Here is a 17,987-nt window from a genome sequence, read left to right on the forward strand (position 1 = left end):
TCGCCAGATAGCGTCAGGAGACTGACGATTTTCGGAACACCCGCTCGGACTAAGCCGCTCAAAAGCTTAGATCCCGGCCAGTTACGGCTGGCTCGTGTCTTGCTCAATGAGAAGCTTGGCATGGCACGCCTGCTCCCGTCCGACATCTCGCACTTGGCCTTAGCCGGCGCCCGAGAGCCCGAGCTGGAGACCCTTCGCCAGCTCCAGGCCAAGCTGCCGGCCGCCTACACGGTCTTCCACGGGGTCCACTGGTCGCGGGAGTACAAGAGCGACATCAAGTTCGGAGAGCTCGACTTCGTCGTCGTCAACCAGGGCGGCAAGGTGCTCGTCATCGAGCAGAAGAACGGCCAGCTCGAAGAGACCGCAAACGGGCTCGTCAAGGTGTATCCGGAGCGCGCCAAGTCCGTGGGCGACCAGGTCCGGAGGGCCCTGGACGGCGTGCGAGAGAAGTTCAAGTGGGTGCACCGGAACCGGGCCGATCTGGACCTCGACTACCTCATCTACTGCCCCGACTACCGCGTCGCCGACTTGAACGCCGCCGCGCTCGACGCGAGCCGAATTGTGGACGCGCCGTCCCGCGACCGACTGGCTGAGAAGGTGGAATCCGTCTTAGGTCCGGGGACACCGTGCCCAGAGGCGGAGCGCGTCCAGAAGTTCTTCCGTCAGACGTTCGATCTCGTGCCGGACGTGCATGCCCATGTGTCCAGCCAGGAGCGGAACTTCACGCGCTTGAGCACCGAGCTGGTGAACCTCCTCCGCGGCCTCGAGATGCATCCCCTTCGCCTCCGGGTGGACGGGACCGCGGGAGCCGGCAAGACCCTCATCGCCCGGCAGTTCTTCGACGACGCCGTGGCCCGTGGCCGCCGGCCTCTCCTCGTCTGCTACAACCGTCCGCTCGCCGAGAAGCTCAAGGTGGTCGTGCAGGAGGGCGGGATGGTCGGGACGTTCCATGGCCTCTGCAACCGCTTTCTGACTGAGCGCGGGCACCGATTCGACTATGGGGAGATGAGCCGGGACCCCTCCTTCTGGCAGCGGCTGATCGAGCTGGTGCTCGGCGAGGCGATCCCCGAAGAGTGGAAGTTCGACACCCTGATCGTGGATGAGGGCCAGGACTTCGAGGAGGAGTGGGTGGACATCCTCACGCTGTTCCTGCGGGAAGACCACGAGGCGCTCTGGTTGGAGGACCGGGACCAGAACCTGAGGGAGCAGCCACTGGTCGTCCTCGACGGGTTCGTAGGCTATCGCGCGAGACGAAACTATCGGTCCCCGGAAACGATCGCGCGATTCATCCGTCGCACGCTGCCCTTCAAGTTCGAGTGCGCCAACGACCTGCCCGGCTTGGGTGTTGGCGTGACGACCTACTCGAGCCCGGCCGACCAGCCTGACTTGGTGGGCAAGATCATCAACCGGTTGCTCGAGCAGGGCTTCACCCACGACGACATCGTGATCCTCACGCTGCATGGCGCGGCCAACTCGGTCTTCAGCGCCCGTGACAGAGTCGGCGGCTATCCCCTCCGGCGCTTTACGGGCGACTACGACCTCGTGGGTAACCAGGTCCTGACGCCGGGCAAGATCCTGTTCGAGAGCGTTGGGCGCTTCAAGGGACAGCAGGCTCCCGCCATAGTGTTGGTCGACATTGATCCGACCCCGGAGAGACTCGAACACCTTGAGAAGGTCATGTTCGCCGGCATGACTCGGGCGACGGTTCGCCTGGAGGCTGTGGTCAAGGCCGGCAACCCGCTGAACGAGAGGTTCTTGGCTTCCGGAGTGGCAGGATGAGCACCCGACGCCCAGGCACGCGCCGGAAGGAGGCGGCTCTCTGCCCAGCGTGTGGCTCAATGCGCGTGGCGCCGATCGTGTATGGATACCCCGGTTCCGAGCTGGCCGAGGATGTCGAAAAGGGCCTCATGGTGCTCGGCGGATGTTGTGTGAGTGAGGCAGATCCGACCCGAGTCTGCCTCGACTGCGACCACCGTTGGGGCCACTTGCCAATTCGTTGACGGCGGAGAGACAGGGACCGGGGACTTGTTCGATCTCAGGGTATACGCGGCGGGGCGGCGGGCTCTCATGCTCGAGGGGCAGGGCTATTCGACGATTCACGATCTGCCGGAGGGCGTCCAGCTGCCGTCCAAGATCGCGGGCAGAGTTGACTCTGCCCAGGCTTGGAGAGGATCGCAGTGATCGATCCCGCGAGGTGAGCAGGGCACTAGTCGGCGATGAAAACTCGAAATGAGACGGCTCGAAAGATTGTCGGCTTTCTGAACAATGTAGACGAACAGGTGGGATACAAGTAACTTTACCGAAAGCTAAGCACCCAATCATCGGAGGTAGGTATGGGCACGTTCGACAGTGGCAAGCAAGGGCTGACTGGCCTTCTCGAGGCAGTCGCGAGCGGGAAACTGCAGCTGCCGGACTTCCAGCGCAGTTGGCGTTGGGACGATGCGCACATTCGCTCTCTCCTCGTGTCGATCGCGCGCCGGTTCCCGGTCGGGGCCCTCATGCTGCTTGAGAAGGGTGGCGATGTGCGCTTCGCCGAACGGCCGGTGGAGGGGGTTGCCTTCGCCCCGGGCCCCCCGCCCGTGGCTGACAAGCTGATCCTAGACGGCCAGCAGCGCCTCACGACCCTCACGCAAGCCTTGAAGTCGCCGGACCCGGTGAAGACGTTCGACGACAAGAAGGTACCTATCGATCGCTTTTACTACTTCGATATTGCGAAGGCGCTCGAAGGGCCGGGGAACTTCGTCGCGGAGGAAGCGATTGTCGCGGTCGATGCCGACCGGACAGTGCGTACGAACTTCGGCCGCGACATCCGACTCGACCTTTCCACGCCGGAGAAAGAGTACGCGGCGATGCACTTTCCATGCGCCCAAATCATCAACTCTGACGCCTGGGAGGCCGGGTTCTTTAACTGGTGCACGAGCCACAACGCCGATTTCGGCCAGTATATGACTTTCCGCGAAAAGGTGATGCGGGTGTTCCGCGACTACCAGGTCCCAGTCATCGAACTTGGCAAGGACAACTCGCGCGAGGCGGTGTGCCTGGTCTTCGAGAAGGTGAACACAGGCGGGGTGGCCTTGAACGTCTTTGAGCTCATCACCGCAACCTACGCCGCCGACGCGTTCAACCTGCGCACTGACTGGTACGGCGACAAGTCGAAGGGGGTTATCGGTCGACACGAAAGGCTTGCCAAAGACCCGTTGCTCACCGCCATCGAGACCACCGACTTCCTGCAGGCGGTGAACCTTCTTCATACGCTGGAGCGCCGTGAGGCCGACCTCGCCGCCGGGAAAAGGCCCAAGGAAGCGACCGCGGTATCCGCTAAGCGTGAGACGGTGCTAGACTTGCCGCTCGCCGCATACAAGGCTTGGGCTGACCGCGCGCTCACCGGCTTCCTGGAGGCTGGCAAGTTCCTGCGAAACGAGCAGTTCTTCTCACCGAAGCTCGTGCCCTACCGCTCGCAGCTCGTACCACTTGCCGCACTCTGCGCGCGCATCGGCGACGACTGGGCCATGGCCGCCTATCAGGAGAAGCTGCGCCGCTGGTTCTGGTGTGGGGTGTTCGGTGAGCTCTACGGTGGAGCCGTCGAAACGCGCATCGCGAACGACCTGGAGGACCTCGTCAGCTGGTTAAAGCGTTGGCCACAGGAGCCGCGCACCGTGGTAGACGCCGGCTTCCAGCCCAGTCGCCTGGACACGCTCCGCACCCGGCTCTCGGCAGCCTATAAGGGCCTCCACACCCTGGTGCTGCGCGAGGGGGCTAGGGACTTCTACTACAAGCAGACGATCCAGCAGATCGACCGCGACGAGGCGAAGCTCGACGTTCATCACATCTTTCCGAAGAAGTGGTGCGAAGCAAACAAGATTCCGGCCCGGCGCTACAACGCGGCGGTGAACAAGACCCCGATTTCAGCGAAGGCGAACCGGTCCATCGGCGGCAAAGCCCCGTCTTTGTATCTCGAGGATATCCAAGAGAACAAGAAGGTTGCGCTCAAGCCACCCGAGATGAACGCGATCCTCAAGACGCACCTCATCGATCCGGCGCTGCTTCGCGCCGACGACTTCGATGCCTTCTATGAGGCGAGAAAAGAAGCGCTGCTGACGCTCATCGCGACCGCGATGGGCAAACAACTTCTGCCCGCGGCTGCGGCTGTTGACTCACTTGAGGACGAGGAGGACGAGGAGGAGGCGCTGGAGGAGGCACTCCAGTCAACAACCTAGAGGACTGGGTCCGCCTGCGCTTCCGGCTGGGCTTGTCCGATTCGACCTCCGGCATCATCACCGCCGCGGGGCGCCTGACCGAGGCCGGGATGGACGCCGACGAGGCGGTGGAGGCGGTGCTGCGGATCGCGAGGGAAGTGAAGGCGGAGGCGCGCGGTGGCTGACCGGCCGACGTTCGACCGTGTCGCGCGCGTGGTGTCGTTCCTGGCAGAAACGACCGGGACGGGCGTCGACGATCTCTACCCGGAACCGCCGCGGCGACGCGGGCTTCTGGATGGCGACAGCATCCTCGAGATGTGGCGGGCGTTCCAAGAGGACGACGAAAGGCTACGCCCGTTCAAGCTAACCACGCAGCGCAACCAGGGACGGCGGGAGCCTTATGGCCTCTATTCCCTCTTCTACCGACGGGTGGGGCAGACCATCCCAATCTACGTCGGAAAGGGACGGCTGCCGTACCGGCCGCTCGCGCATCTCGGCCTTCAGAACCAGTATTTCGACCAGGTCATGGCCGCGTACTTTGGGGGGATCCACGGGCGGCCGTGGCGTGAGGACGTGAATCGACAGGTCGTCCTAGAACGGTTGAGCCGGCTCCAGCTTGGTTTCTGCTTCTGCGCCGTCGGTGCGGGGAGCGAGGCAAAGAGGGACAGCGGCCAGTACGAGACCCGATTCATCGACGCGCTGCATCCCGTTTGCAACTCCAAGTACTACCCCCCCAGGATCGACCACTTCGACTTGGACCGGCTCGCCGAGGCATGGCCGAACAACGGTGCGGGCAAGGACTCCATCTCCACCGACGACCTCGAAAACCTGATCACTTCCTGTCTCGATTGTCACCGGCAGTGCGTTCTTCGAGGGGCGTGACCTTCACTGTCACAACTGAAGGAACGGCGCCCAGGTTGCCCCGAGCGCTGCCACCGTGCCGTGCCGAGCCAAGCCATCCGTGCGGCAGTCAATCGCCTAGACGACCAGAGTGATGGCAAATTGGTGGCAAAGACGGCATCGGCCACCCCCGATGTGCCGGAAGTGGCCGATTCAAGTGGTGGGCCGTGGAGGACTCGAACCTCCGACCCGCTGATTAAGAGTCCACCTCAGGCGTTCCTCAAACCACCACAAATGGATGTAACTCGCGATGAAATCGAGGAACCACTATGAAAGTGTATCGGCGTGCATCGCCGTACATCGGGCTGCGTCGGAACCGCTCTGGAACCAAGTTACCTAAGCCTGGCCATCCTATTCCGTGAGGGGAATGCCCATGATCCCGCTCACGACCTCTTCATCGATCCCATTCGTCGTCCGCCATCGGGACAACCCTGCCGTCGACGCCATCACGCCGACGTCCACGCCCGCTTCACGCCCCAAATCTACCACGTTATGCCGGCGCACGACGATCCCCGGCAGTGCAGCCTCGCAAATCAGCCCAAGTCGAGCCCATCGCATCGAGAGGCGAGGAAGGCGCGGACCTGGGGGCAGCGGCCGGCCATCCAAGTTGACCGAGCAGTGGGCCGAAAGATACATAGTAGCAATCCGAGCAGGAAATTTTCGGACGACAGCGGCAAGACTTACGGGGCAGCGTCCAAGCGGCACGATCAGGCTCCGTCGGCCGCATGTGCGGGGCCTGGAGAAGCGATTCGTGAGCCGCGTCCTGCCCCTGTTCAAGCGGCGCACGAACGAGTTCGGACGCCTGTTCCCGGAGCTCTACCTGCAGGGGGATGTGTACCAGGCAATAGTGCCACCCGGCGCGCGGTAGCTCCCCTACCCCGGTCGCGTCCGTGCTCCTTCTCCTCCGAAGCCTAAGTGGGCCGAGAAGAAACCCCAGCTGTCATACTCACTGCTTCCGATTAAAGGGACACCGTCACGCAAGGATGCGTGGGATGAAGCTCAATCATCGAGCGCGGCAGTGCGGTGTTGGAGCGTGCACCGAAGGTGTGACCGCGCAGCTGATACCCTGCCGAGCGGGCGGCGGCTTCGGTTGCCCCAGCGCCCCTGCCCCGCGCAGCCCATGGGGATGATCATCTAGGTCTTGGACCTAAGACACGATTGGCCAGGCAAGTCGCCTCGGCGAGCCTGGATAAGCCATTTCTCTTGCAAGTTTTGGCAATATTTACACTATGTTAGATAGATTATAGTCTTAGAGTGTTCATATTTGACTAATGTTCACGTTTCGTGTACAGTCAAAGGGACTGAACGAAGTGCTCGTGCGTTCATAATTACGACCAGTTCACGTAACGTGGACACAGCATTAGGATGAACACGGAGATTTGCCATGAACAAGACGACGCGACTACACGATCGAGAAGTTAGACTCTTGGATGACGCGCTTGCCGCACTAACGCGCAATACTGGACTTACCGCGGCGATCGTTACACGCGAGCCACTGCGTGCGACGGGCGCCCGCCCTGACGCGGAAATCCAAATCGAAGCGAACGGAAAGCGATTCCAGTTCTTTGCCGAAATCAAGACGATCGATCGGGCAGTCGCGCTAGCTACGGCCAAGAACCAACTCGCACCGCACGGCAACAGAGGCGTGCTCGTCGCACCCTACATTACGGCCGAGCTCGCGAATCACTGCCGTAACAAACTCGACCTTCACTTCATTGACACTGCCGGCAACGCTTACTTGCGGGCACCAGGCCTTTACGTTTTCGTCCGTGGCGAGCGCCCCCCGAACCTCCGAGAAATGGGAATGGGCACTCGCGGCGGGGGCACTGCAACCGCCCTGCGAGTCGTATTCGCGCTGCTCTGCAATCCAGAACTTCTCAACGCGCCGTACCGAGAAATCGTTGCAGCGGCAGGTGTCGCGCTGGGTGCTGTTGGCTGGGTCTTTTTCGACCTCCAGGGCCGCGGCTACATCACCGGTGGCTTGCGGAAGCACAACCGCCGACTGCTAGAGCCTGCCCGCCTGCTCGACGAATGGGTTACCAATTTCCCGATTAAGCTGCGCCCGAAGCTCAATCCACGCCGATTCCAGGCCCCCGACCCCGGCTGGTGGCGACAGGCGCGCCTCGAAGCTGGGGCGCGTTGGGGAGGCGAAATCGCTGCGGCAAAACTAACTGACGATCTCAAACCAGCGATCTGCACTATCTACCTGCATCCAGAGAACGCCCGCGAGGCTCTTCCCGCACTCGTGAAGCAACACCGCCTGCGTGCTGACCCGCACGGAAACGTCGAGATCCTGGATGCCTTCTGGAACTTCCAACCTAAAGGAACTCAACCCGATCTCGTGCCGCCACTCCTTGTCTATGCTGACCTCATGGCCACGTTCGACCCGCGCAACCTGCAAGTCGCAAGACAGATCCGCGGAGAATACATCGACCATGCTCTCCGTCGCGCCTGAGCGCCCCGTCGCTCCGATGACGCTTGCGGTTCTGACGCTCGTGGATCGCATCGCACGAGAGCTCGCGCTCGATTACTTCGTGACGGGTGCGATGGCGCGGGACCTCCTTCTATACGGTGTCTTCGGCCTCGACACTGGCCGGGCGACGCTGGACGTGGACCTTGCTGTAGCGGTCGACAGCTGGAAGCAATTCGAGGCGGTCAAGGCATGCCTTCTCGAGACAGGAGTATTTACTACTGCCGGGGATGTGATGCACAGGCTCTTCCATCGCGGAAGCATAGGGCAAAGAGGCTATCCCCTCGACCTCCTTCCCTTCGGTGGCATAGAGCAACATCCGAACCAGATCGCCTGGCCCCCAGACCTATCCATCATCATGAATGTGGCTGGCTACCGCGAAGCGCTTGCCGCGGCGGTGGAGGTCGAGGTCCATCCGGGCCTCATCGTACACGTGGCATCGTTGGCGGGCCTTGCCATCTTGAAGTTATTCGCCTGGGCCGATCGCGGGGCTGCCAATCCCAAGGACGCTCTCGATTTTGCCGTTCTATTGGGCCAGTACAGCGCAGCCGGCAACGAGGATCGACTCTTCACCGAAGAGCTTGGGCTCTTGAAGGACCTCGCCTACAACGTGGATCTCGCCGGCCCGCGGCTCCTCGGCAAAGATGCGGCTCGTGTAGCCACACGCGAGACGAGAAACAAACTCCTCGCACTACTTGACGATGCAGAACGCCTGGACCGGCTCGTTACAGACATGGCAAGAGTCTTCCGGGGCGCCGAGGATCCTATCGCCAAGGCCGAGGCCTCGGTCGTCCAGTTCAAAACGGGATTGGGGGAGATTTGACCCTCCATCATGGCGCAGGTTCTTTGTAGATTCGAACCCTGACTCTTGCGCGATGACCTCACGTGATCAGCTCGCACGGAAAGGGCGACTGCTATAGCTTCGACGAGCTGAGGAAGGCCAGGCGATGAGGGGCAAGCCGGAAAAGCGAAATCGGGCACTCCGGGGATCCCGAAGTGCCCGATTCGATTGGTGGGCCGTGGAGGACTCGAACCTCCGACCCGCTGAATAAGAGACCAGTTACAGACGAAACAGACCTCAGCTTACTGAGACAATTGCCTAGAAATACAGGCTTCCCGAAACTCAGGAGTTGAGGCTTTTCTCACTACCTCGGCAGTAGTTCTCGGACAGAAGCCGGACATCTGTAGTCGGTCGGTCAGGCCAGCAGGGCCCGGAGATTCCCGCCGTCCCAGGACGGCCCCGACGCTGCCCTCACAATGGAAGCCAGCTCTCGGGCGCAGATGCCCGGCTAGCTCACCTGCTCGTCAACGCGGCAATCCTGGGGCCGAACACCATCTTGAACCTAAGGAGCCGATCGATACCCCAGTCTCGGATTTCCTTCAACGTCTCCGGATCGTCCTCAATGCTACCCGGCCGATAGGTAGCAATGCGTGAGGCGCTTCGATCGTCGAGACGCTGAAGACGGTCTGGCGCGATGGCACCTCGCATCTACTTTTCGAGCCAATCGAGTTCATGGAGAAGCTCGCGGCGATCATCCCCCGCCCCGCGGTCAACCTGGTCGTGTATCACGGCGTTCTCGCCCCGCATGCGCGCTGGCGCGCGCACGTCGTCCGCCACGGCCGCCCGGCCCCCGGACGTCCATGCGCGCGAACGCGAGGCCAGCCCCTGCGCCGCCGGCACCCCAGGTGCGTGGACCTGGGCCGCCCTGATGCGCCGCGTGTTCGATCTCGACGTCCTCGCCTGCCCACGCTGTGGCGGCCGCCTGCGGCGCATCGCCTCCGTGCAGGATCCCCTCGATCGTCTCATCCACGAACGCCTCTGGATGGTTGATGAGCTTCTTCATGGCAGGCTCCTCAAGGAAATGGGTGTCGTGCCGCCCAGCGTTGAATGCGCTACAGCAGGCCGGCGTTCTTCAATGCCTGCTTGATCGGGCCCGCCTGGCGCTCGGAGGTTGCCGGCATCGGCGGCCGGGGGACGCCGGCAGGCCGCCCCAGCAGCTCCATGCAATGCTTCACGTTCGCCGGCAAGTTGTCGTGGAAGATGGCGTTCCAGATCGGGAGCAGCTTCTCGTGGAGCCGGAGCGCCTCCAGGTAATTTCCGGCCTTGGCGGCGTTCCAGAGCTGGACGCACAGCGTCGGGACGGCCGTGAGGATAGCGGCAATCGCCCCGTGGGCCCCCAGGACGAAGGAGGGATACAGCAGGGCGTCCACGGCGGACATGATCCGCGCCCGGTTGCCTACCAGCAGCAGCAGGTCTGCCAGCATCTTCATGTCCCCGGCGCTCTGCTTGACCCCGACGACGCCGTCCACCGACGTGAGGATCCGGGCGAGAAGCTGGGGTGAGAGGTAGGCCCACGGGACCACGTTGTAGATGAGGACGGGGAGCCCGGTCTTGCCGGCGATGGCGTCGAAGTTCTTGAGCATCGCGTCATCGTCCGGCCGGAACAGGTAGTGGGGCGGTGTGACCTGCAAGGCGGCGACGCCCAAGTCCTTGACCGCACGCCCCCGCTCGATAGCGGATTCGGTGCTGTCGGTGATGATGCCGGTGATGAGCGGGACCCGCCCCCGTACTTCTTCGGCCACGATGGCGGTGATCCGCCGGACCTCGTCCGTGGTCAGGGTGTGCCCCTCTCCCGTGCTGCCGGTCACGGCCAGACCATGGACCTTTGCCGTCTCCACCATGTATCGCGTGTCGGCGCGCAGGGCTTGTTCGTCAATGGTGTTGTCCGGCCGGAAGGGTGTGGTCACCGGCGGGACGATCCCGTAGATGTGCTCGTACATGCAGGCTCCTTTCGTGCGCTGCGGGCGAGTGAATCGGGCACCGCCTTCCTCTCCCCGATCAACCGTTCCAACACCCAGTTGTCAACGCTATTCCACCTTCGATAATCCGGACGGCCGGATCCGCTACTCCTCCAGCTTCGCCAGTTGCGCCGCCTCCAGCTTGAGGGCTTGGCGCTGGCGACGCACCGCCACGAAGGTCGTGAAGGCCGCCAGGACCAGGATCACCACGGTGATCGGGCGCGTCAGGAAGATCGTGGGATCCCCCCGGGACATGGTCATGGCCCGGCGATAGTTCGACTCCATCATCGCGCCCAGGATCTGGGCCAGCACCATGGGGGCCACCGGGTACTCGTAGCGAAGCATGAGGTACCCGAGGAAGCCGAAGATGACGCAGGTCGCCACGTCGTAGAAGACGTTGTTGATGGCGTAGGAGCCCACCATGCAAGTCATGAAGATCAGGGGAGTCAGGAACTTCCGGTCGAGATTGATCACCTGGGCGAAGAACCGGGCAAAGATGAGACCGAGGATCACGAAGGTGACATTTGCCGCGATCATCCCGGCGAAGATCTGGTGCACGACCTCCGGGTGACTCTGGAAGAGCATGGGGCCGGGCTGGAGGTTATGGATGGTGAGCGCGCCCATGAGCACCGCCGTTGCCGCGTCTCCGGGAATGCCCAGGGTGATCATGGGCAGAACGTCCCCGCCCGTGCTGGCGTTCTCGCCGCATTGCGCGGCCGCCACCCCGGCGGGCTCCCCGGTCCCGAAGCGCTCCGGGTGCTTCGAGGCCCGCTTGGTCTCGGCGTAGCTCAGGAAGGCGGACGTATCGGCGCCGATCGCCGGCGTGATGCCCACGATCAGCCCGATGGGGCAGGCGCGCACGTACGCGGGGATGCATTCCTTGAGATCCTTCAGCGTCGGAAGGATGTTTTTGAGGACCGCGCTGACTCGTGGGGCGGTGAGAATGATCTCCACTTGGCGGAAGCCCTCGGACAGGGCGAACAGGCCGATGAGCATGGGGACAAAGGAGAGGCCTCCGGTCAGCTCGGCGAACCCGAAGGTGAAGCGCTGGAATCCCCCCATCGGGTCCAGGCCGACCATCGCCAGGAGCAGACCCAGCAAGCCCGAGATGACCCCCTTGACCGGTGAGCGGCCCGACAGGGTAATGGTCACCGACAGCCCGAAGACCGCCAGTGCGAAGTACTCGGGTGCCGAGAAGCGGAGCGCGAAGCTGGCCAGGATCGGGGCGAAGAAGGCGAGGCAGATGGCGGTGAACGTTCCGCCCACCCCCGAAGAGATCGTCGCGATACCGATGGCCTTCCCGGCCAGCCCCTTCTGCGCCATCGGGTAGCCGTCGAACACGGTGGCGGCCGCTGCCGGCGTGCCCGGCGTCTTGATCAGGATCGAGGCGATCCCGCCCCCGTAGATGGCCCCCGTGTAGATCCCCAGCAGCATGACGATGCCCGTGATGGGCGTCATGCCGAACGTGAAGGGCACGAGGATGGCGATCCCCATCGTGGCGGTCAACCCCGGGATGGCCCCGATGATGATGCCGAAGAACGAGCCCAGAATTAAGGCCACCAGATTGTAGCCGGAGAGGACCGTCCCAAAGCCCTGCAGCAGCAGACCCAGATCTACCATGCGGCCGACTCGTTGCCTCCCGCTAGCGGAACAAACCGCGCGGGAGCGGCACGTTGAGGGTTCGATCGAAGAGCAGATACGTCATCACCGGGACCACCAGAGCGAAGAGGAGCAGCCGCACCCACCGCCGCTCGCCCAGCACCAGAACGAAGCCGAACAGGTATGGGGCAGTGGCCGTGATGAAGCCGATGCGCTCCATGAAGATCACGTACAGGCCGGTCAAGACGGCCACCCAGAGCACCCGGTTGCGATCCGCCCCTTCCACCCGGCCAGGCAGTGTCAGCGACTGCCCCCGGAGCGCTCGAATGAGCAACAGAGATGCCGCCCCCAGCAGGCAGACGGCGACCCCGCGGGGAATCCAGGCCGGACTCCCCATGTCCGGCAGGATGGGCCACTGCCCGGATTCATAGAAGACGTACGCGCTGATCGGGAAGATCACCAGCGCCGAGAGGATATCAATCTTCTTCATGGACACGTGGGGCATACCGTCTCCCTTTCCGGTCAAGCAAGCATGAGACGCCCCGCGGCAACTGCCGCGGGGCGCTCGCAACCCCCCACAGGGAAATCCGAAACTACTTCTTCTTCAGCAGGCCCAGCGCTTCCAGGGTCGGCTCCAGGCTCTTCTCCATTCCGATGAGGAATTCCTGGAACTTCTCGTGAGCCAGGTAGGTCCGCGGCAGGGTCACCTTGTCCATCAGCGCGATGTACTCCGGGTCCTCCGCCGCCTTCTGGAACCCGTCGCGCAGGACCTTCAGGACCTCGGGCGGCGTGCCCTTCGTCGTGCCCAGGCCGCGCCAGTCGTAGATGTAGCCTTCGAGGGGGTAGCCGGCCTCGGCCAGGGTCGGGACGTCCGGGAAGAACGGGTTGCGGGTGGGCGTGACGGCCGCCAGGATCCTCACCTGCTTCGTCTGGTAGAACTGCAGTACCTCGTCCATGCCGCTGGCGCACATGCTGATGTGGCCGCCCACCAAGGCGGTCCGGGTCGGGGCTGCGCCGTCAAAGGGGACGAAGGTGAACTTCAGGCCGAACTTCTGGGCGATGGCCGCGCCAGCGAGATGCCAGGCGCCGGCCGGCCCGGAATGCCCTATCGTGACCACGCCGGGGTTCGCCTTGGCGTACTCGACGAGTTCCTTCATGCTGCGGAACTGAGAGTCCGCCTTGACCGAAAGACCTGCCGGGCTCCGGTTGAGCAGCGCGATGAGGTCGAAGTCCCGGTAGGACAGCTCGGACTGGCCGAGCAGCCGGTAGGTGCTGAGGTTGAAGGTGATGACCCCCACCGTGTATCCGTCCGGCTTGGCCTTGACCACCGAGTCCATCCCCACCACGCCGGTGCCGCCGACGCGGTTGACGACGTTGATGTTGACCCCGAAGTACTTCTTGCCGTTCTTCACCAGCGTGCGCGCCAGGGTGTCGGTGCCACCACCCGCTGACCACGGCACCACCAGGGTGATGTCGCGCTCGGGGAAGGCCGCCTTCGCCGGCGCGGGCACGAGCAGCGCCACGGCGAGCACGGCCGCCAGCACCAACCCAACCTTTCGCATCATGACTGCCTCCTTTCGAGGTTCGAGTTGCCTCTCAGGTCCGCCGGCAGCATCCGGACGGGCGGACCATTCCTCCGCGCTGGCACCCCCCACGCTGCCAGGAATCGCTGCTCCACTCTGACACATCCCCCTTCGCTCTGGTTACGCCCTCCTCTGGTTTGTCTGCGACTGAGAACCATCTCAGGTTCATCGGTTCATCCGGACAATGCACGAAGGGATTCATGAATTCTCCGGAACAAATGACCAATTCCTCAAATCCCAATGGCGGAACAGAGCCTCACGCTCTGTCACGGTCCGACACGCAGACAGGCCAGCCAACATTAGCACCCTCCGGCGGCGCGGTCGCCCCGTCCGTGGGCCCCATCACCGTGACATACGGTGCCATACCCGGACACCAGCTGGCGTTGGTCCTGATGTGAGGAAGGTAGAGGACGCCCAAGTTCCGAACAGCGACTCGCCATGCGTTGTTCTCCAGACGCCACGCTGACGTTTTACAAGGGATCAGACGGGTAGATCTGGGATGCTCGGGACGGCTGTGAAGTGAGGGAACTGTCGCACTGTATCGCGACTGTAGATTCGCTCCTGATCGGGCTGTTCCGTGAAAGCTGGAGAAGGAGCTTAAGGACGGCAGAGCTGTCAGCGTGACGTCAGCAGGCCGCGGGCACCTCAGTCGAGGTGCCCGCTAACCTACTGATTGAAGTGGTGGGCCGTGGAGGACTCGAACCTCCGACCCGCTGATTAAGAGTCTCAAGGCAGGGACCCCTGCCGTGTACGATCGTCCACGCAAGGCCGTGTAAATACTCGTTTTCACGAGATTCGACTTCCCACTTGCTACGCCCTCCCCCGCTGTCGTACGCTCGCGACTGTCTACACAGCGTCTACATGGACGTTAGCTATGCCTAAACTTACTCAGCAGTTCGTTGACCGCGTCACGACCCCAGCCACGGGGCAGCGTTTCTTCCGAGACGCCCGTGCCCAGGGGCTTGCCCTGCGCGTGACGAGCGGGGGCGCCAAGGCCTGGGTGTGGGAGGGCCGCGTGAAAGGGAGGGTCCGGCGCATCACGCTCGGGCCGCACCCGGCGCTCTCCCTGTCTGTCGCGAGGGACGAAGCCCTCGCTATGGCGGCCGCGGTCGCTCGGGGTGAGGACCCTGCGGCGGCGCGAGCTCGCGAGCGCGGCGAGCTGACGTTCGGCGGTCTGGCCGAACTCTACTTCGAACGCCACGCGCGCCCGCGCAAGCGGTCGGCCAGGCAGGACGAGCGGATGTTGAGGGACGTGCTGGGTCGCCCTGGAAAGGAGCCCGCGCTGATCCCGGCGAGATGGCGGCATCGCCGGCTCTCCGACCTGACGCGCCAGGACATCGCAGAGCTGCACGCCAGGGTCGGGCGCGATAGCGGCCACTACGCCGCCAACCGAGGGCTGGCCCTGCTCCGCACGATGTTCAACCTCGCGCGCACCTGGGGACTCGTCTCCGGCGACAACCCCGCCACGGGCATCCGGGCGTTCCACGAAGAAAAGCGCGATCGCTTCTTGAATCCCGACGAGCTCAGCCGAGCCCTGGTCGCCATCGATCAAGAGCCGGACTGGCGGTGGCGCGCGTATTTCCGCCTGGCCCTGCTGCTGGGGCCTCGGAGGCAGGAGCTCCTTCGCGCACGGTGGCCGGAGCTGGACTTCCCGGCGCGGTCCTGGCGACTACCGACGACCAAGGCGGGACGTCCACACCTCCTGCCTCTGCCGACCCCAGCCGTCGAGATCCTCGAGTCGCTGCCGAGCCGCGGCCAGTCCGAGTGGGTGTTCCCCTCTCCGACGGCACGCTCCGGCCATCTCGAAGAGCCCAAGAAGGCCTGGCAGCGCATCCGGGAGCGCGCGAACACGAAGGACGTCCGCATTCACGATCTGCGCCGGACCCTCGGCAGCTGGCTGGCCGCGAGCGGGTACGGGTTGCCGATGATCGGCCGGGTGCTCAACCACTCCCAGCCGTCCGCCACCGCCGTCTACGCCCGGCTCGACCTGGAGCCCGTGCGCCGGGCGCTCGAGGCGAACGCCCAGGCCATGCTGGAGGTGGAGCGAAGCCCGGCGGCTGAACTCGCCAAGAACACGCCGGGAGCGGCCGACGACGAGGGGAGACCACTCGATCGGCGCCAACCCAAGGGGAAAGGCCGTGAGCAACGGGCGCGAGCGCACCCACTCGCCCGCGTGCCGGCTGGCCGCAGGCCGCACCGGCGGGGTGAACCTTCCGGGTAGGGTCCCGGGGGAAGATGGCGTTGGTGGGTCCTGGTGTGATTGGTGCTCGAACCTCGAGCCCTTCACCTCGACGGAACGCTTCAAGCTCGTGCGACATCGCCAGTCCCTCGGCGTCGACGATGCTCGCGACCTACGGCCGGCGACGGAACATGAACCCCTCTGCCAGCGGTCGCCCCCTCGTGGGCCCCGTCCCTGTGACATAATCTCCCTACTCGGACGCCGGCCGCCCCAGGAGCCCCAGGAGCCGCTGCCACAGCCGGTCGGGGCATGCCCGAAACCGCCCGCGCCCGCCTGGGAAAAGCTCAAGAGGGCCGATCTCGCATCCGTGGCCGAACGCGAGATCGCCGGCACGGGCTGGCTGCCCGCGCTCCTGCGCCGCGCATAACCACAGCCAGGGCGCCGGTCCGGCTCGACGGGCCGGCGTCCCTTGCTCACCGTCCCTTTACAATAATCACCTTCCCCAGACGTTTTATCTCCACGTATATAAACAACTCATCGTCCTGCGTGATCGGGCGCGAATGCGACGCGGCCAAACGGCCCGGATACAGCCTTTGCAAAGACTCCCTCACGCTCTCCGGCCGACCGAAGAACGGCGCAAAGACCTCACGCCAGTTGTCACGCCTGCAGATCACCGCCTCGTAATCGGTGAAGTCAGCGTAGACAATCAAAGGCCATTCTCTGCCGCTGACCTGGTCCCCTTTCCGCTTTTTCACCTGCCACGCCTCGTACATGCCGTTTGGCAGGCGCCGCCTAGGCCAGTCGGCCCCAAATGCCTGTGTCATTTGTTCGTCGATGAACCGGCGCAGCTGCGTTTCGAGGCGCTGCAGCCAGTCGTGCGCCCTATTGTTGCGCCCGAAACTGTCCTCCTCATCACCCTCAGCGCGCGGCACCGGCGCTCCGTACCGACGATCCAGCGGCGGCGGCTTGTGCCGCAGCCGCGCAATGCGCAGGCTCTCCTGGAAAGCAGGGGCCGGGAAGTCCGTCAGCGCCCGATCGAAGCCGCGCCCTGCGTAGAACGCTGACCGCGCCGCCGCATCCGTAAATATCTCCGCCGGCCACGTAATACGGGCCCGCCAGTCCCCCAGGTCGATCCGCAAGGCAGCCGCCAGATCCTTGTCGAAAGCAGGCAGCCTGCCCAGAGCATGACCAATCCCCTGCAACTCCGCAAAACCCGCCATCGAACGCATCTGTTCCTGAATATCAAGCCAGGGCGTACGCATGCCCTCGATCGCCAGCTTCAAACCGATTGCCTGCTCACCGAACTTCTTTAGTTCTTCTGCCCCCGGGCTCTTCTGAAACTCCGCAATCAGCCGGGCAGTGTCCGTTACCTCCGGCAGATGGAAACGCGCATTAAAACCTTCCAGCGCCTGCCGTGCGCTGAATGCCTGCTCCAACAATGTCCTGAGCTCCAGCCCTCTTGAGCCTGCGAGATGCTCGAACTCCGCTATCTGCCGCCGGGCGGCTTCTGCTATCTCTGGCATAAAGAACCGCGCGTCCAAGTCCCCAACCACCGGCCGCGCGCTGAATGCCTGCTCAATCAGCGTCTTTAGCTGTAGCTCACTGAGGGCTTGGGTTTTCCGAAGCGCCGCTATCTCGCGCGCCCCCAGCTCCGGCAAACGCAAACCCGCATTCACGACACGATGCTTTTCGCTATCCATGAATCATCCCCGTTGCTCCCTTTCGTTAACACCTCACTCTAGCAGAAACGCACGCCGATGTTGAGTTCCGTCGCCCCATTAATCGGAGGTGGTGTTCACCGGAGGGGATGTCCCGGCCGGTGTTGAACTTGAGAACTGAGTAGCGGCGGCCCCCTGGTTGGCGTGAGAATCGCGTCGACCAAGACAAGGTCCCCAACGCCGGGACCAAAGGAGCCGCCAATGACGAAGAGAACAGCGAGAGCCGAGCGAACGCAAGGGGAGAATGAGGCCGGCCCGGCACTGGCCTACCTGGTGGAGCCGATGCTCGCCGGGATGACGAGCACGCGCCACCACCTGCTGGCGTGGGTCCACGCGCAGGGGCTGGCAGCGCTGGACGAGCTGTTTCGCGAGGAGGCCGTGGCCTTGGCCGGGCCCAAGGGGCGGCAGCAGGCGGCGCGCACGCATCACCACTGGGGCACGACGGCGACGGAGTTGACGTTCGGCGGCCGGCGGGTGCAGGTGCCGCGGCCGCGGGTCCGGGGCACGAGCGGCGGAGAAGCGACCTTGCCCTCGGTGGCGCGG

At 63.8% G+C, this 17,987-nt stretch carries 13 protein-coding genes and 1 pseudogene; 8 read left to right on the plus strand and 6 right to left on the minus strand.

Annotation, left to right across the window (positions count from 1 at the left end; translation table 11 throughout):
• Positions 1 to 120: 120 nt before the first annotated feature.
• From Q7W02_08345 to Q7W02_08370, 6 genes are all read left to right on the plus strand, one after another.
• Complete coding sequence (locus Q7W02_08345; protein MDO8476194.1) at positions 121 to 1,779, plus strand: NERD domain-containing protein; 1,659 nt, start codon at positions 121 to 123, stop codon at positions 1,777 to 1,779.
• A 554-nt stretch (positions 1,780 to 2,333) separates the two neighbouring features.
• Positions 2,334 to 4,217, plus strand: a complete 1,884-nt coding sequence (locus Q7W02_08350) for a DUF262 domain-containing protein (protein ID MDO8476195.1) — start codon at positions 2,334 to 2,336, stop codon at positions 4,215 to 4,217.
• Positions 4,218 to 4,249: 32 nt separating this feature from the next.
• Positions 4,250 to 4,381, plus strand: a complete 132-nt coding sequence (locus Q7W02_08355) for a hypothetical protein (GenBank protein MDO8476196.1) — start codon at positions 4,250 to 4,252, stop codon at positions 4,379 to 4,381.
• A complete protein-coding gene (locus Q7W02_08360; protein ID MDO8476197.1) occupies positions 4,374 to 5,078 on the plus strand; it encodes a hypothetical protein in 705 nt (234 codons plus the stop codon). Before Q7W02_08355 ends, Q7W02_08360 begins: the two co-directional genes overlap by 8 nt.
• 1,402 nt (positions 5,079 to 6,480) lie before the next feature.
• Positions 6,481 to 7,551: a type IV toxin-antitoxin system AbiEi family antitoxin gene (locus tag Q7W02_08365; GenBank protein ID MDO8476198.1), complete on the plus strand. Its 1,071-nt coding sequence runs from the start codon at positions 6,481 to 6,483 to the stop codon at positions 7,549 to 7,551.
• The gene (locus Q7W02_08370) at positions 7,532 to 8,389 is read left to right on the plus strand and encodes a nucleotidyl transferase AbiEii/AbiGii toxin family protein (GenBank protein ID MDO8476199.1); all 858 of its coding nucleotides are present in this window, start codon (positions 7,532 to 7,534) and stop codon (positions 8,387 to 8,389) included. The genes Q7W02_08365 and Q7W02_08370 overlap by 20 nt, the downstream gene beginning before the upstream one ends.
• 727 nt (positions 8,390 to 9,116) lie before the next feature.
• On the opposite strand, the gene Q7W02_08375 is transcribed toward Q7W02_08370, so the two are convergent.
• The 5 genes from Q7W02_08375 to Q7W02_08395 form a co-directional block, all read right to left on the minus strand.
• Complete coding sequence (locus tag Q7W02_08375) at positions 9,117 to 9,410, minus strand: hypothetical protein (protein ID MDO8476200.1); 294 nt, start codon at positions 9,408 to 9,410, stop codon at positions 9,117 to 9,119.
• A gap of 49 nt (positions 9,411 to 9,459) precedes the next feature.
• Positions 9,460 to 10,347, minus strand: coding sequence for a dihydrodipicolinate synthase family protein (locus Q7W02_08380; protein MDO8476201.1), 888 nt, complete (start codon positions 10,345 to 10,347; stop codon positions 9,460 to 9,462).
• A gap of 123 nt (positions 10,348 to 10,470) precedes the next feature.
• Positions 10,471 to 11,985 carry a tripartite tricarboxylate transporter permease gene (locus tag Q7W02_08385; protein ID MDO8476202.1) on the minus strand — a complete coding sequence of 505 codons (1,515 nt, stop codon included), beginning with the start codon at positions 11,983 to 11,985 and terminating at the stop codon, positions 10,471 to 10,473.
• Between the two features lie 22 nt (positions 11,986 to 12,007).
• Positions 12,008 to 12,454: a tripartite tricarboxylate transporter TctB family protein gene (locus Q7W02_08390; protein ID MDO8476203.1), complete on the minus strand. Its 447-nt coding sequence runs from the start codon at positions 12,452 to 12,454 to the stop codon at positions 12,008 to 12,010.
• A 103-nt stretch (positions 12,455 to 12,557) separates the two neighbouring features.
• Positions 12,558 to 13,529, minus strand: coding sequence for a tripartite tricarboxylate transporter substrate binding protein (locus Q7W02_08395; GenBank protein MDO8476204.1), 972 nt, complete (start codon positions 13,527 to 13,529; stop codon positions 12,558 to 12,560).
• 892 nt (positions 13,530 to 14,421) lie between these two features.
• On the opposite strand from Q7W02_08395, the gene Q7W02_08400 reads away from it, so the two are divergent.
• A complete protein-coding gene (locus tag Q7W02_08400; protein ID MDO8476205.1) occupies positions 14,422 to 15,768 on the plus strand; it encodes a tyrosine-type recombinase/integrase in 1,347 nt (448 codons plus the stop codon).
• A gap of 431 nt (positions 15,769 to 16,199) precedes the next feature.
• Here Q7W02_08400 and Q7W02_08405 read toward each other — a convergent pair whose 3' ends face one another.
• Complete coding sequence (locus Q7W02_08405) at positions 16,200 to 17,426, minus strand: Swt1 family HEPN domain-containing protein (protein MDO8476206.1); 1,227 nt, start codon at positions 17,424 to 17,426, stop codon at positions 16,200 to 16,202.
• A gap of 399 nt (positions 17,427 to 17,825) precedes the next feature.
• Here Q7W02_08405 and Q7W02_08410 point away from each other — a divergent pair.
• Positions 17,826 to 17,987: pseudogene (locus Q7W02_08410) on the plus strand (IS256 family transposase).

It is taken from the genome of Candidatus Rokuibacteriota bacterium (assembly GCA_030647435.1).
Classification (GTDB): domain Bacteria; phylum Methylomirabilota; class Methylomirabilia; order Rokubacteriales; family CSP1-6; genus AR37.